The following is a 14,123-nucleotide window of genomic DNA, read 5'->3' as shown; positions in this document are numbered from 1 at the left end:
AGGAAATGAAAAGCCCCTTATTGCGCGCGGAAGCTATTATCATAGATGAGGAGTATTCTAAAATTCTTGTTCAATGTAATGAAGAAGAGACATTTTATCGTTTTCCAGGTGGATCGATTGAGTATGGAGAATCGGCATATGAAGCGATTATACGGGAGTTACTTGAGGAATATGATTTACAAGTTCGAGTAGCAGAATTAGCGATTGTAAAAGAACACATATTTGAAGTTGATGGAGAATCACACCATCAATGTACGTTGTTTCATTGGTGTAAACCTGTAAAGTCTATAAGTGAAGTGTTAGTTCATAAAGAATATAAGAATATTATTCTTATATGGAAAAGTATACAGGAGTTAAAAGATAAACTGACTTATCCTGAGGGGATTGTTTCTTTGATAGAACAAAAGAGCGATAATATTGCGCATTTACTTACTCAAAAAGTATATTCCTAATTAATATGTATAACATTGGATTTTTAAGGATGGGGGGATGAACAATTTTCACAATAGTGATTGTGTTGATTCTATGGATTTTCGTGCTATATCTTTTAGAAAAGCTTGTGAGAAAGAAATTAAATATACCAAAACAAAGTGGCTGGATTTATGAGCCTGTAAATGAGCTTCATAAATGGGGAGAGCGGATTATAATCATAATCTATTTAGTGGCTGGCTTTGTTTGTATTTATACTTCAGAGTATATAAAGGGTGTATATATATTATTTGTATTTTTAGGTACGCAACAGCTTTTTCGGGCGTATATGGAATGGAAATATGATAAAAAATCAAAAAAATATGTAATTTCTCTATTGGGAGTATTTTGTTTAATCATTACATTTAATGTAATGATATATTTATTCCAACCTGTTGGTTAAAAGGGCTAGATAATAAGAGTCGTTATCCCAATTTCAATGTGTATAACGACTCTTATTTATCAGTAGTCTTTTTACATTACATCTTCTTAAAACTCCTCAAAACAAGAAACTCCCATACTCTCCACGGAAGAATTTTTTTAGCAACGATCATCAATTTTACACCTTTCCCAATTGGGTATCGTAATGTTGCGTTTTTTGCTTCAGCAATCGCTACAATCTTTCTTGCAACATCTACTGGATTGCCAAATGTATCACTGCCATTATTAATATGATTTTGTATTTTATCCATATACGCTTTATAAGGAGAGGTTGATTCTGAATAATTTTCGGCAAGTTCTTTCCCAACTTCCCATATGTTTGTGTTATAGGAACCGGGTTCGATTAATGAAACGTCTATTCCATATGGTTTTACCTCTAGGCGAAGGGATTCACTCCAACCTTCTAATGCGTATTTTGAAGAAACATAGGGGGATAAACCTGGGAATCCAACTTGGCCACTAATACTACTTACATTAATAATTTTCCCACTTTTTTGTTTTCGCATATAAGGTAATACAATTTGAGTTATGGATATTGCTCCAAATACATTCGTCTCAAATTGTCTACGATATTCTTCTACCGGAATTTCCTCTATAAATCCACCACTCGCATAGCCTGCGTTATTGACGAGAATGTCTACTTGGTTTAATTCTTTTAAAAACAATTGGAATGCATGTATAGATTTTTGATCTGTTACATCTAATTGATGAATTTTGATATTTTGTTGTAAGTGTAATGCAGCAGCTTGAGATAATAATTCCGTTTGTTTATTAAGATTACGCATTGTAGCGATGACGAAATAGTCCTTTTTCGCAAGCTCGAGGGCAGTTAAAAATCCAAATCCACTGGATGCACCTGTAATAATCACGATTTTACTCATTTTCCGCTCACTTTCTTTTTTCTTACATCATAGCGAGTTATACTTCAAAAATCTATCATTCTGGTCAAATTGACCTCCAGACATAGAGTTTATTCTCTCGTTATATACTACACAATTCCATTAGGAAAAGCTGAAGTAAAGCGCGAAGGTTCAGATGTCACAATTGTAGCAATCGGGGAACAAGTTCATACTGCTCTAGAGGCTGCGGAGCAATTAACAAAGAAAAGATTTGAAGTAGAAGTAATTGATCCGCCCTGCATCTATACAGCACCAGAGATCGCAAGCGTTGGTTTAACAGAAAAGGCAGTGCGTGATCAATATGGAGATATTTTCGTTGGAGAACTCCCCTTTACTGCAAATTTCGAGAAGGAGAATGTGTAAAAAACTAGCCTGTATCATAGATTATGATACAGGCTTTATATGTCAGTAATTAACTCTCTTTATATATATTTAACTTATGTAGGTAACTTTTATTTAATATAAATCGATTAAAGGATTTTTAAAAGAGAAAGGTGGTTACAGATAGCTACTTATTCTTAACTAACCTATGATAAACTGAAATTATCAAGATTTACCATATAGGACAATATCTTATGGAACAAATCGTGGGAGGTTATTTGGTTAAAATTGCAGTAAATTACTAAGATCTTTACCTGTCTTATTCTTCTAAATCAACTTAATATCAAAGGAGTATATTATGATTATTAACAAACAAGAATTTTATGTAAATGGGATTAATTATACTGTTAGATCTGCAATGGATAAAGATGCAAATGATTTGTCTAAATTAAGATTACAAATTGATGGAGAAACTGAAAATCTGGACAGAGAAGAAGGGGAGGGATTCATAGATACAACGAGATTTGAAGAAATTATCAAAACGGACACTGAAAGTCCAAGAAACTTATTTTTAGTCGCGGTAGTGAACGATCGGATTGTTGGGTTTTCAAGATGTGAGGGAGTGTATTTAAAGAGATTCTCTCATAAAGTAGAATTTGGAGTATGCGTATTAAAAGAGTTTTGGGGATATAGGATTGGGAAAAATCTTTTAAAAGAGTCTATATCTTGGGCTGACGTTAATAGCATTAAAAAAATGACTTTGAATGTTTTAGAAACAAATGATAAAGCGATTAAATTGTATGAAAAACTTGGTTTTGAAATCGAAGGTGTATTAAAGAATGACAAAAGGCTTGCGGATGGTAAATACTATAACACTATTATTATGGGGAGATTTAATGGATAATAATTAACCTTTCGTGAAAAAATACAGCGGAATGGGATAATTGAGGCATTTCAATAAACAAAGGGAAATGTATCACTTGCGGCAAAACTGTTAGATGTCCCGCGTAGTACTTTTTATAAACGGATGCAGCGATTTCAGATATAAAAGAAGCAGGCTTCTATCAATCTGCTTCTTTTATATGTAAGTGCACGTTCTGTCGGAATATGCGCTTACCGGGGAAATAGTAGAGTCAAATAATTTCTAAAAACTAATATGATCTTATCTCCGGCTATACAAATTAAAGATAATTTTGCTTAAGGAATTGGGAAATCATATGATATTCATTCAACACTCTTTTTTTACCAGTATCCGTTAAATGCCAAGTATCTTTCGTAAGATTTCTATTATCTTGTAATGGAAGAACATCAATAGTCATGTCATTTGTAGCAAACGCAGTTGCTATAAGCAAGAATCTTTTCATAAAAAAAGTTTTTCCCGCTAATAAAATATTTTTGTTTTCTGTTGTTTTTGATAGAAGAAGTATTGCGTTTTTTATAACATCGTTAGCTGTATTCGCTTCTCCTGTTATTGGAATAACTAGTTCTTGAGGAATTCCTGATTTAACTAGGATTTCTTTATGAAAGATAAACTCATTAGCATTTAAAAATGCATTATGTACACTGGGAATCATAATTGTTTTAAAGCCTTCCTCATGAAATAATGTGATGATTTGTTCATTTAATTCTGTGTAATGACCGGGATGATAGAGAACAACATCTGGATTTCGAAATTCATATTGTCTTTCTATAAAGGTCATTTCACTTAGGAGAGTAGTAAATTGATCGTTCATAACATATATACCTCTTTCAAAAGAATGGATTATTTTTGTGTTATTCGGTATATATGAAGCTTTTTCCTTTTTCTTTATAACAGGAATGTTGCTAATTTCAATTAAGTAGAAATAATAGAGAATCTGTCAAAATCTGCGCTTACCAGGGAAATAGTAGAATGCTTAGAACAACATTTCCTAAGGAAGATGTAAGTATTTCATATAAGGGGAGTTGTAAGTGAAGTACATAGAAGCCGGAATCGGAAATAAATGGTTGGTTCGAACAGAAATAGAACGAGAAGATGGAACAGAGTTTGAGCAAAAAGGAGTTGTGAAACCTATTTATTTTGAATCATGCTATTTACGAGTTTGGTTTAGAAAAACTTGTTTGATTTTTGATTCAAAAGAAGGGTTTAAAAAGATGAGAAAAAATCGAAATGAGTATAAGTTTATTTTGGGGATTGTGAGTAAAGTACAATAATATAAGCATACAGAAAATCTGTAAGGAGAATGGCATATGGCGATTTCTACATACTACAAACAAATCCGTGAAAAAGTAGGGTCTGATCTTATTTTCATGCCGAGCGTAGCGGCAATTATTAAAAATGAGCAAGGGGAAATCTTATTTCAATATCCCGGTGGGGAATTTTGGAGTTTACCTGCAGGAGCAATTGAACCTGGTGAAACTCCAGAAGAAGCAGTTGTTCGTGAGGTGTGGGAAGAAACCGGTTTACGAGTACAAGTGAAAGAAATAAAAGGGATTTTTGGAGGGAAAGACTTCCGTCATACATATTCAAATGGAGATCAAGTGGAATATATCGTTGTTGTGTTTGAATGTGAGGGAGTTGGAGGAGAGTTGAGAGCGATAGATGGAGAATCGTTAAAACTTCAATACTTTTCATCACAGGAAAGACCAAAGCTTGCATTGCCATATCCAGAAGAAATATTCCTATAAACGATTAAATAGCACACTTTCTTCATAGAGACGAGAGTGTGCTATTCATTTTTATATAAGCCTGCCGTATACAGCTCTGTTAATGTACAAACAACCTCCTCTAGATTTACATCGATCTCATTTCGGACAATCTCCCACTGAAACGCTTCATTCATATAAAACCAACTGCGTGCCACAATTGCTTTATTTAATTCTTTTCTAGCTAATCTATTATTTTGAGAATAGGTAATATCTTGTATAATTCGGCTAATAAAACGTTCTCGAATGTCATTCCACTTTTGTCGAACTTCTTTTGACACACCGATAGCCTCTTCAACGACTTGTAATATATTTCTTTCTTCTTCAGCTAATTGTAAAAAAGCTCGCACTTGATTTTCAATCATACTGTGAGCTTCTTTTTTTGTTTTAGGAAAAAAGGAACGTTCAGCGATTTTGTAAAAACGATTCATAACATCTTCCATAAGGACTATGAGGAGCTCGTCTTTATTTTTAAAATAAACATATGCCGTACCATAACCAGTTTCAGCATGTTTAATAATTTGAGAGATTGTTGTTTTGTGAAATCCGTTTTCTAAAAAAACATTGCGGGCAGATTTTAATAATTTATTTCTCGTTTCTATAGATCGCTGTTGTCTTGTTGAAAGAAGATCTTTTCCCAAACTGGACACTCCTTTATACTGAAATATCTGAAAATATAATTTTATTCTAGTAGAAGCGAATGCAAAAAGTCAACTGACATAATATCATTGACGTCATGTCAGTTATAGTGTTATATTTCAACTAGTTAGAATAAAAAGAAAATTAAGAGAAGGTGAAAGAATGTATCGAGAGCCATTTGAACCATCTTACGACTATGCAATGGAATGTGATAAATACGATGAACTTGCTGATTTTCAAAAAGAATTTTATAAGAAAGCAGATACAATATATTTAGATGGTAATTCATTAGGATTACTTTCAAAAAGAGCAGAAAAATCTTTACTTACTATGCTAGATTCATGGAAAGAGTATGGTATTGACGGGTGGACAGAAGGAGAATATCCTTGGTTTTTTCTCTCTGAACAATTAGGTGAATTAACTGCTCCTCTTGTTGGTGCTTTACCTGAAGAGGTAATTGTAACCGGTTCCACGACGACGAATATTCATCAAGTGATTGCGACATTTTATGAACCGAAAGGAATTCGTACAAAGATTCTTGCGGATGAATTAACGTTCCCATCAGATATTTATGCTTTGCAAAGTCAAATCCGTTTAAAAGGACTAGATCCAGATGAACATCTTGTACGAGTGAAGAGCAGGGATGGTAGAACGCTGCAAGAGGAAGATATTATTGATGCGATGACTGATGATATTGCGTTAATTTTATTGCCTGCAGTGCTATATCGAAGTGGACAAATTCTTGATATGAAGCGATTAACAGCTGAAGCGCACAAGCGTGGTATCTATATTGGTTTTGATTTATGCCATTCCATCGGTTCAATTCCGCATGACTTTAAAGGGTGGGGTGTTGATCTCGCAGTATGGTGTAATTATAAATATTTAAATGCAGGACCTGGTGGGGTTGCTGGATTATATGTAAACAAAAAACATTTCAATCGTCTTCCAGGGCTTTCTGGTTGGTTTAGTTCAAGAAAAGATAAGCAATTTGATATGGAACATACATTAACAGCAGCTGAGCATGCCGGGGCATATCAAATTGGCACACCTCATGTGTTAAGTACAGCGCCACTTATTGGTTCACTTGAGATTTTCAAAGAAGCTGGCATTGAAAGATTGCGAGGAAAATCATTACACATTACTCGTTATATGCTAAATTTAATCAACCATGAACTGAAGGGGATGGGATTTACAATTGGAAATCCATTAGAGGATGATAAACGCGGAGGGCATATATATTTAGAGCATCCAGAAGCTGCACGTATATGTAAAGCTTTAAAAGCAAATGGAGTTATTCCTGATTTTCGTGCACCAAATGGGGTTCGCCTTGCGCCAGTTGCTTTATATAACACGTACGCAGAAGTGTGGAAATCTGTGCAAATCTTGAAGAAAATCATGAAAGATGAAGAATATAAAAAGTTTGAAAATAAGCGAGAGGTTGTGGCATAAGCGATGAAGGAATCTGATTGGATTGATATTTCACAACCATTAAATAATGATATTGCGACATGGCCAGGAGATACGCCATTTTCATACGAAGTATCATGGGCAAAAGAACAAAGTGGATCTGTTAATGTTGGAAAATTAACGATGAGTATTCATACGGGTACGCATATTGATGCGCCATTTCATTTTGATAATAACGGAAAAAGGGTACTAGATTTAGATGTTAATGTCTATGTTGGTAAAGCTCGAATTATAGATGTATCAGGTATCGAAAGTATTGGCGCAAAAGAATTAGAAAAATTCCCTTTAGATGGGGTAGAGAGGTTATTACTTCGGACTTCTTCGCATGGGAATGCACAGGAATTCCCGCAAGTAATTCCGTATTTACGTGCTGATATTGCACCATTTTTTTCGGAAAAAGGCATTCGATTAATTGGAGTGGATGTACCTTCTGTAGATCCGCTAGATGATAAAGAATTAGCGGCGCATCACCAATTATTTAAATATGGTATTCATATTTTAGAAAATGTTGTATTAGACCATGTACAAGACGGAGATTATGAACTGATTGCCCTGCCACTTGCATTGACAGATGCGGATGGGAGTCCAGTTCGAGCTGTAATAAGACCACTATAAGAGCAAGCAGATGATGCATAGAAGGGGTGTTCATTTTTATGAAAGAAAATGAAAAAGTAATTATGGAAAAGGGAATTCATACGGATTTTAAAGAAAATATGACATACGGAGAGTACTTACAATTAGATAGTTTGCTAGGAAGTCAAAAAAGGTTATCTGATCATCATGATGAAATGTTGTTTATTGTCATTCATCAAGCGAGTGAACTTTGGATGAAGTTGATTTTACATGAGCTTAGTGCAGCGATTGAATCTATTCAAAATGATAGGCTGGCTCCAGCTTTTAAAATGCTTGCGCGCGTTTCAAAAATTCAATCGCAAATTATTCAATCTTGGGATATTCTTGCAACGCTCACACCATCTGAATATATTGAATTTCGTGATTCACTCGGCCAAGCATCAGGATTCCAGTCTTATCAATACCGTATGATTGAGTATGCGCTTGGTTATAAAACACCTCATGCATTAAAAATTTATGAAAAAGATCCAGAGTTACATGCTCGTTTGCATAAAGCGCTTCATTCACCAAGTCTTTACGATGTTGCAATTCAGGCACTTGTAAAAGAAGGGTTCCCAATCAATCCAAATGTTTTAAATCGTGATATTACACAACCTTATGAAGAAGATGCGACAGTTGAAGCTGCATGGTTAGAGGTGTATGCTGATGTGAAGAAATATTGGGATTTATATCAACTGGCAGAAAAGTTAATCGATATTGAAGATTGGCTCCAGCAGTGGCGCTTCCGTCATATGAAAACAGTAGAGCGAATTATTGGACATAAAATGGGAACAGGTGGATCATCTGGTGTTTCTTATTTAAAACGTGTTCTTGATCAACGCTTTTTCCCAGAACTTTGGAATGTGCGGACGAAGTTATAAAGTAAAGATTATATAATTGTTAGTACATCACTTATTGAAGCGTGGTGTACTTTTTTCTTTGTAATTATGTGTAAAAAAGATATCTAATAACACGGTAATTCACATTATAAATCGCATACCTAATAACAAACAAAAACGCCCAGACATATATCATTCTGAGCGTTGATTTATTATTTCGCTTATTCAGTTAAAGCACCCGTTGGTTTAGTAAACTATTTTCATTTCAGGCAATATTGTTTTTAACTCCATTAAGTCATTTATTACCAAATCAGCCTGAGCAAGTTCATCTTCTTGTGCAAAATCAAAATTACATCCAATTGCAATTAAACCATTATCCTTAGCTGCATTTATATCAGATAGACGGTCTCCAACTACCGCTGCCTTTTTTATGTCATATTTTTTTATAATTGTTTTAACTAAATCTCCTTTGTCGAGTGTTCGTATTTGTTGAATACTAAATGTTTCAGTAACCCAATTATCCAAATTATAATAACTCACAATTGCTTGTAAATATTCCGTTAAACCATTACTCGCTATGTAAATTGAACAATTATTTTCTTTTAAATAACGGAAAACTTCCTTTACATTAGGATATAAAGCACCTTTCCCACTTCTTATGTTTTCAACTAATCTTTCCAGAAAATAAGCATCCGTTTGTTCTCTTACTTCATTGGAATGATTAGGTAACAAAGCTTCCCAAACTTTTGGTAAAGGTACACCCATAATTTCACGGTATTTATCAATGGGGGTTACTGTATCCCATAAATTTAGTGACCGTAAATGGTTAAAAGTATCATTAAGTGATAATTCTAGAATTTTTTCTGTTTGAAATAGAGTTCCATCCATATCAAAAATCAGTGATTGTAACATTACTTTCTCTCCCTTTTTACCATTGCTGAATAACTTCTAAAGTTTAACATAAAGACAGAATAACTTAACCAATCCCTATTCAACTAATCTGACTCATCAGTTTAAGTACAAATTCTCACAATCTTTATATACATTTTAACATAAATTTACAATAACCTTTCTCTTTTTTTTAAAAGAGTTTAGAAATAACATAGCATTTAACAATAAAATTAACACCATAATTCAAACAATGACAATGACTATTGTCACGCTGTTATTTGGTATGCTATTTTGTACTTATTTTCCTTGGAAATATTGTTACATCAATGAAAAAAGCATACCAATTCGTATGTTATTAAGTGTTTTTCCACGAAAACGAAACTACTTAGTATGAGTGACCATGTCTTATATCTATAGTATATGTTTGCCACACGTGAAATTGGATATTTTTTTAGAAAGTACATAGAAATAGAAATATTTATTTGATTTGAGTAGAATAGTAAAAACAGACAAGAACAGTATACATTTGGAGGAATACATATTGGATTTTTACAAGTTGGAAAATCAATTTATGAAAAAGAAAGTGAATGCATTTCTCGTATATCAACAAGGTGAGTTAACAACAAAATATTATAAAACAAAAGAATGCGCACACAATTTATATAAAATTAATTCTATCACGAAAAGTATCGTATCAATTTTAATCGGTATAGCAATAGATAAAGGCTACATAAATGATATACATACGCCTATAGCAAAATGGTTTCCCAATGTACCGAAAGAAAAGAAGGAATTAACCATTTATCACTTGTTAACAATGACAACTGGTGAAGAGTGGCAGGAGTTTGGAAATGGAGTTGTATTTCCAAATGATTTCGTGGAATCAGATAATTGGATAAATTATATTTTGCAGAAGCCGTTAATGGAAGAGATAGGGGCAAAAATGAATTATAATTCAGGCTCTTCACATCTGTTAAGTTGTATACTACAAGTTGCTACTGGAAAGACAACGGAGCAGTTTGCAAAGAAATATTTATTTAATCCTTTACAAATTACCGAATATGAGTGGCAACAAGATCCTCAAGGTATTTATGTTGGTGGATTTGGCATGAAAATGAAAGCGGAGGATTTGCTGAAAATAGGATTATTATGTCTACAAAATGGATTCTGGAGTGGAGAAAAGATTGTATCCTCAAGTTGGATTGAACAATCGAGTAAGGCTGTTTTTTTAACATATGAACATGTTGGAGCATACGGTTATCACTGGTGGGTATTAGACAATGAAAGATTTCACATACCGTATTGTATATATTTTGCAATGGGATATGGTGGGCAATACATTATCATTATTCCACATTTAGAAATTGTAGCGGTAATAAGCAGTCAAATGCCAAAGCGTGGATTAGTACCATTAAAATTATTTATAAATCATTTACAAGAGAACGTTAATCATACATAAATAGAAGGAGAGTATAGTTAAGTAAGAAGTGAAAGTTAAATAGTAATAAAAAAGAGGGAATCGAGATGATTTCCTCTTTTTTAATCCCGCTATTCGCTGACAATAAGATTCTAATGTCAAGAATCAAAGAAACAACAGAAGATAAGTGGGGAAATAAAAGCCTGTAAAAGCTTGGTTAGTTGAACATTATCTACTGCTCTTTTGAAATGTAATCTTCAAAAACTTCTCCGTTCTTGTATCAAACTCTACATCAACAAAAACACCATATTCCTTTCCATCTTCACGCAGCCATAATTTGAATTTTTCTGTTGTTATATTCACTGTCTTCGGTTTTCTTCCAATATGAAGGTAATCAATAATTTGCGCTTTTGGATAGTTTTCTTTCGTTTTTTCTACCGCAAGTTTACCCCATTTTGCATATGGTGGTTGTGCGTGAACAACTGATGAATGAGTATATGTATTGCAATATGCTGTAACAAATACAATTCCTAATACAAAACATGCAAAAATACGCTTCATAATAAACTCCTTTTAGCCGTTTTTCTTATTGTGTACATGCAGTCTAAATCATATAAGTTTGGATTTTTTTGTCTTCTTTACATAAAAGCGTTTTATTTACAAAACATAACCATGAAATCATCACTGCAAATAAGGAGGGAAATATATGCGTCATACAGTTATTTTTAAAATACTGATTTTGTTTGTATTAATCGGTATATCTGTAATTGTAAGTAGCGGGCAGACAAGAAATGTCCAAGCCTTTTCTAATCAGGTGATTCAAAGAGGTGCCTCTGGAGAAGATGTCATTGAACTACAGTCTCGATTGAAATATAACGGATTTTATACGGGAAAAGTAGATGGTGTATTTGGTTGGGGTACATATTGGGCACTAAGGAATTTTCAACAAAAGTTCGGTTTACCTGTAGATGGCTTAGCGGGGGCTAAGACGAAGCAGATGCTTGTAAAAGCGACAAAGTATGAGAAATCAACTGCTAATAAAGGGAACACAGGTGGACAAAGTAATAAGCCAGCCCAAAATAAAGGTACAAATGTGCCAAATGGTTATTCACAAAATGATATTCAATTAATGGCGAACGCAGTTTATGGTGAATCCCGTGGTGAACCATATTTAGGGCAAGTTGCAGTTGCGGCAGTTATTTTGAATCGTGTGACAAGTGCATCATTCCCGAATACAGTATCTGGAGTGATTTTTGAACCACGTGCATTTACAGCAGTTGCTGATGGACAAATTTATTTAACGCCAAATGAAACGGCGAAAAAAGCTGTATTAGATGCTATTAATGGTTGGGATCCTACTGGAAATGCACTGTATTATTTCAATCCAGATACTGCAACGAGTAAATGGATTTGGAGTCGACCACAAATTAAAAAAATTGGCAAACATATTTTCTGTAAATAGAGCGGAGGTGAAGAAATGTTAAGAGGTATCGTAATTGTATTGTTAACAATCGGCGTAGTTGGAACAGGGTATTGGGGTTATAAAGAACACCAAGAAAAAAATGCGGTGTTAATTCGAGCAGAAAACAGCTATCAGCGTGCGTTTCATGATTTAGCGTATGAGGTTGATTTATTACACGATAAAATCGGAACAACACTGGCAATGAATTCACGTACATCTTTATCACCGGCATTAGCGGATGTGTGGCGTTTAACATCGGAAGCTCGTTCTGATGTAGGACAACTACCTTTAACATTAATGCCGTTTAATAAAACCGAGGAATTTTTAGCGAATATTGGTGATTTTAGTTATCGCACTGCCATTCGTGATTTAGAGAAAGAACCTTTAAACGATCAAGAATATAAAGCGCTTCAAACTCTATATTCAAATGCTGGCAACATTCAAGATGAGCTTCGAAAAGTACAGCATCTCGTTTTGAAAAATAATTTACGTTGGATGGATGTAGAACTTGCGCTTGCGTCAAATAAAGATCCAGCGGATAACACGATTATTGACGGGCTTAAGACGGTTGAGAAAAATGTAACATCCTATTCTTCAAATAATTTCGGTCCAACTTTCACAAGCATGCAAAAGGCGAAAAAAGGCGGCTTTGAAGCAAAAGGTAAAGCGATTTCAAAAGAGGAAGCGGCAAAAATAGCAAAATCATTTTTAAATTTAAAAGGCAATGAAAAAGTAGAAGTTGAGAAAAGCGGAAAAGGTGCTAAAGAATCATTTTATAGTGTGAAAATTCAAGATCCTGAAACAAAGAATGAATTTTATATGGACATTACCGAAAAAGGTGGATATCCAATATGGGTAATGAATAACCGTGAAATTAAGGAACAAAAAATCAGCTTAAATGACGCAGGAAGTAAAGGATTAACTTTCTTAAAGGACCATAAGTTTACCAATATGGAGCTCTTTGATAGTTCACAATACGATAATATTGGTGTGTTTACGTACGTTGTGAATGAGAATAATGTGCGTATTTATCCAGAAGCAATTCAAATGAAAATTGCTTTAGATGATGGATCAATTGTTGGTTTTTCAGCAAAAGAATATTTAGCATCACATCAAAAACGCACCATTCCAACTGCAAAATTAACGGCTGCTGATGCAAGAAAGAAAATCAATCCAGATGTAAAAGTAATGGAAGAACGCAAGGCGGTTGTTGTAAATGATGTGCATAAAGAAGTATTGTGCTATGAATTTGTCGGGACATTAGGAAAAGATACGTACCAAATTTTTATTAATGCAAATGACGGAACTGAAGAAAAAGTGAAAAAGATGCAGGCTGTCGAAAAGATTTATGATTAAACATCAATGATAAAGTGGTGAAAATGATGAAAATCCTTATATATATGCTTATGATTTGTTTTGCTATCACAGGGTGTAGTGTAGGAAAAAAAGAGAATGCTCATGAAAAACCAGAACAAAAAAATGTATCTATGCGAAATGTTAGCTATACAAAAGATAAAACAAAACCGAATGAAAAAGTGGCAGATCATTTAGCTTCTTTAGCTTCTAGTATACCAGGTGTAAAAGATGCGACCGCAGTCGTTATTGGAAAATATGCTGTTGTTGGCATTGATGTAAAGGCAAAACTGGATCGAACTCGTGTAGAATCAATCAAGTATTCTGTCGCTGAAAGCTTAAAACATGATCCAAATGGTGCAAATGCAGTTGTTGTAGCGGATGTTGATACGTATGAACGATTAAAGCGAATGGGGAATCAAATTAAGCACGGAAAAGCTGGCGAAGGAATTCTTGATGAACTTGCTGCAATTGTCGGACGTGTTATGCCACAAGTACCAAATGATATGATTGAAAATAAAGAAACGAATCCAATTAAAGAAAACGACAAACAGTTACCAAAAGATGAAGAGAATGAATTAAGAAAAGAACAAGAAGATCAATCAAATAATCATCTTAAAAGATAACAA

General features: G+C 33.9%; 17 protein-coding genes and 2 pseudogenes. 14 read left to right on the top strand and 5 right to left on the bottom strand.

All coding sequences use genetic code 11. The features are described 5' to 3' along the window. The first annotated feature begins 5 nt into the window (after nt 1–5). Both C568_RS0101700 and C568_RS0101695 read left to right on the top strand, forming a co-directional pair. Nucleotides 6–452 (top strand): NUDIX domain-containing protein, encoded by a 447-nt coding sequence (locus tag C568_RS0101700; protein WP_018780597.1) that lies wholly within the window; start codon nt 6–8, stop codon nt 450–452. Between the two features lie 56 nt (nt 453–508). After that, the gene (locus C568_RS0101695; protein ID WP_018780596.1) at nt 509–871 is read left to right on the top strand and encodes a DUF4181 domain-containing protein; all 363 of its coding nucleotides are present in this window, start codon (nt 509–511) and stop codon (nt 869–871) included. Between the two features lie 76 nt (nt 872–947). On the opposite strand, the gene C568_RS0101690 is transcribed toward C568_RS0101695, so the two are convergent. Next, nucleotides 948–1,790 carry an oxidoreductase gene (locus C568_RS0101690; protein ID WP_018780595.1) on the bottom strand — a complete coding sequence of 281 codons (843 nt, stop codon included), beginning with the start codon at nt 1,788–1,790 and terminating at the stop codon, nt 948–950. 105 nt (nt 1,791–1,895) lie between these two features. On the opposite strand from C568_RS0101690, the pseudogene C568_RS36370 reads away from it, so the two are divergent. The 3 genes and pseudogenes from C568_RS36370 to C568_RS36190 form a co-directional block, all read left to right on the top strand. Continuing rightward, nucleotides 1,896–2,171: pseudogene (locus C568_RS36370) on the top strand (transketolase C-terminal domain-containing protein); the annotation flags it as partial. Nucleotides 2,172–2,487: 316 nt separating this feature from the next. Then, nucleotides 2,488–3,033 (top strand): GNAT family N-acetyltransferase, encoded by a 546-nt coding sequence (locus tag C568_RS0101680; RefSeq protein WP_018780594.1) that lies wholly within the window; start codon nt 2,488–2,490, stop codon nt 3,031–3,033. 3 nt (nt 3,034–3,036) lie between these two features. Next, a pseudogene (locus C568_RS36190) lies at nt 3,037–3,177 on the top strand (helix-turn-helix domain-containing protein); the annotation flags it as partial. A 133-nt stretch (nt 3,178–3,310) separates the two neighbouring features. Here the strand turns inward: C568_RS36190 and C568_RS0101675 are convergent. Then, nucleotides 3,311–3,862, bottom strand: coding sequence for a hypothetical protein (locus C568_RS0101675; RefSeq protein WP_018780593.1), 552 nt, complete (start codon nt 3,860–3,862; stop codon nt 3,311–3,313). A gap of 217 nt (nt 3,863–4,079) precedes the next feature. Here C568_RS0101675 and C568_RS0101670 point away from each other — a divergent pair, with 217 nt between their 5' ends. Together C568_RS0101670 and C568_RS0101665 are read left to right on the top strand one after the other, a co-directional pair. Further along, nucleotides 4,080–4,322, top strand: coding sequence for a DUF3977 family protein (locus C568_RS0101670; RefSeq protein WP_003207301.1), 243 nt, complete (start codon nt 4,080–4,082; stop codon nt 4,320–4,322). 36 nt (nt 4,323–4,358) lie between these two features. Next, a complete protein-coding gene (locus C568_RS0101665) occupies nt 4,359–4,796 on the top strand; it encodes an NUDIX domain-containing protein (RefSeq protein WP_018780592.1) in 438 nt (145 codons plus the stop codon). 41 nt (nt 4,797–4,837) lie between these two features. Here the strand turns inward: C568_RS0101665 and C568_RS0101660 are convergent, their stop codons facing one another. Then, nucleotides 4,838–5,455 (bottom strand): TetR/AcrR family transcriptional regulator, encoded by a 618-nt coding sequence (locus tag C568_RS0101660; RefSeq protein ID WP_018780591.1) that lies wholly within the window; start codon nt 5,453–5,455, stop codon nt 4,838–4,840. Nucleotides 5,456–5,615: 160 nt separating this feature from the next. Between C568_RS0101660 and kynU the strand changes: the two genes are divergently transcribed. The 3 genes from kynU to kynA are packed head-to-tail and all read left to right on the top strand — an operon-like array spanning nt 5,616 to nt 8,413. After that, nucleotides 5,616–6,902, top strand: a complete 1,287-nt coding sequence (gene kynU, locus C568_RS0101655; RefSeq protein ID WP_018780590.1) for a kynureninase — start codon at nt 5,616–5,618, stop codon at nt 6,900–6,902. Between the two features lie 3 nt (nt 6,903–6,905). Beyond that, the gene (kynB, locus tag C568_RS0101650) at nt 6,906–7,535 is read left to right on the top strand and encodes an arylformamidase (protein ID WP_018780589.1); all 630 of its coding nucleotides are present in this window, start codon (nt 6,906–6,908) and stop codon (nt 7,533–7,535) included. 38 nt (nt 7,536–7,573) lie between these two features. Next, nucleotides 7,574–8,413 (top strand): tryptophan 2,3-dioxygenase, encoded by an 840-nt coding sequence (kynA, locus tag C568_RS0101645; protein ID WP_018766018.1) that lies wholly within the window; start codon nt 7,574–7,576, stop codon nt 8,411–8,413. 204 nt (nt 8,414–8,617) lie between these two features. Here kynA and C568_RS0101640 read toward each other — a convergent pair whose 3' ends face one another. Beyond that, nucleotides 8,618–9,283, bottom strand: coding sequence for an HAD family hydrolase (locus C568_RS0101640; protein WP_018780588.1), 666 nt, complete (start codon nt 9,281–9,283; stop codon nt 8,618–8,620). Nucleotides 9,284–9,803: 520 nt separating this feature from the next. Between C568_RS0101640 and C568_RS0101635 the strand changes: the two genes are divergently transcribed. Then, a complete protein-coding gene (locus tag C568_RS0101635; RefSeq protein WP_018780587.1) occupies nt 9,804–10,721 on the top strand; it encodes a serine hydrolase domain-containing protein in 918 nt (305 codons plus the stop codon). 186 nt (nt 10,722–10,907) lie between these two features. Here C568_RS0101635 and C568_RS0101625 read toward each other — a convergent pair whose 3' ends face one another. Further along, the gene (locus C568_RS0101625; RefSeq protein WP_003204562.1) at nt 10,908–11,240 is read right to left on the bottom strand and encodes a DUF3889 domain-containing protein; all 333 of its coding nucleotides are present in this window, start codon (nt 11,238–11,240) and stop codon (nt 10,908–10,910) included. Between the two features lie 145 nt (nt 11,241–11,385). Between C568_RS0101625 and sleB the strand changes: the two genes are divergently transcribed. From sleB to C568_RS0101610, 3 genes are read left to right on the top strand one after another with little or no spacing between them, the layout of a single operon-like run. Then, nucleotides 11,386–12,141: a spore cortex-lytic enzyme gene (sleB, locus tag C568_RS0101620; RefSeq protein ID WP_003204560.1), complete on the top strand. Its 756-nt coding sequence runs from the start codon at nt 11,386–11,388 to the stop codon at nt 12,139–12,141. A gap of 15 nt (nt 12,142–12,156) precedes the next feature. After that, a complete protein-coding gene (ypeB, locus tag C568_RS0101615) occupies nt 12,157–13,497 on the top strand; it encodes a germination protein YpeB (RefSeq protein ID WP_018766015.1) in 1,341 nt (446 codons plus the stop codon). A gap of 26 nt (nt 13,498–13,523) precedes the next feature. Next, nucleotides 13,524–14,120 (top strand): YhcN/YlaJ family sporulation lipoprotein, encoded by a 597-nt coding sequence (locus C568_RS0101610; protein ID WP_018780585.1) that lies wholly within the window; start codon nt 13,524–13,526, stop codon nt 14,118–14,120. Nucleotides 14,121–14,123 lie beyond the last annotated feature (3 nt).

The sequence above is a fragment of the Bacillus sp. 95MFCvi2.1 genome (genome assembly GCF_000374965.1).
Taxonomy (GTDB): Bacteria; Bacillota; Bacilli; order Bacillales; family Bacillaceae_G; genus Bacillus_A; species Bacillus_A pseudomycoides.
Note: the sequence above shows the minus strand (reverse complement) of the source record. Positions and strands in the feature narration are given on the sequence as shown.

Bases quoted from the DNA above. Each gene is read 5' to 3' on its own strand.
- C568_RS0101700 (WP_018780597.1), top strand. From the start codon at position 6: ATGAAAAGCCCCTTATTGCGCGCGGAAGCTATTATCATAGATGAGGAG.
- C568_RS0101690 (WP_018780595.1), bottom strand. From the start codon at position 1,790: ATGAGTAAAATCGTGATTATTACAGGTGCATCCAGTGGATTTGGATTT.
- C568_RS0101680 (WP_018780594.1), top strand. From the start codon at position 2,488: ATGATTATTAACAAACAAGAATTTTATGTAAATGGGATTAATTATACT.
- C568_RS0101675 (WP_018780593.1), bottom strand. From the start codon at position 3,862: ATGAACGATCAATTTACTACTCTCCTAAGTGAAATGACCTTTATAGAA.
- C568_RS0101665 (WP_018780592.1), top strand. From the start codon at position 4,359: ATGGCGATTTCTACATACTACAAACAAATCCGTGAAAAAGTAGGGTCT.
- kynU (WP_018780590.1), top strand. From the start codon at position 5,616: ATGTATCGAGAGCCATTTGAACCATCTTACGACTATGCAATGGAATGT.
- kynB (WP_018780589.1), top strand. From the start codon at position 6,906: ATGAAGGAATCTGATTGGATTGATATTTCACAACCATTAAATAATGAT.
- kynA (WP_018766018.1), top strand. From the start codon at position 7,574: ATGAAAGAAAATGAAAAAGTAATTATGGAAAAGGGAATTCATACGGAT.
- C568_RS0101640 (WP_018780588.1), bottom strand. From the start codon at position 9,283: ATGTTACAATCACTGATTTTTGATATGGATGGAACTCTATTTCAAACA.
- C568_RS0101625 (WP_003204562.1), bottom strand. From the start codon at position 11,240: ATGAAGCGTATTTTTGCATGTTTTGTATTAGGAATTGTATTTGTTACA.
- sleB (WP_003204560.1), top strand. From the start codon at position 11,386: ATGCGTCATACAGTTATTTTTAAAATACTGATTTTGTTTGTATTAATC.
- ypeB (WP_018766015.1), top strand. From the start codon at position 12,157: ATGTTAAGAGGTATCGTAATTGTATTGTTAACAATCGGCGTAGTTGGA.
- C568_RS0101610 (WP_018780585.1), top strand. From the start codon at position 13,524: ATGAAAATCCTTATATATATGCTTATGATTTGTTTTGCTATCACAGGG.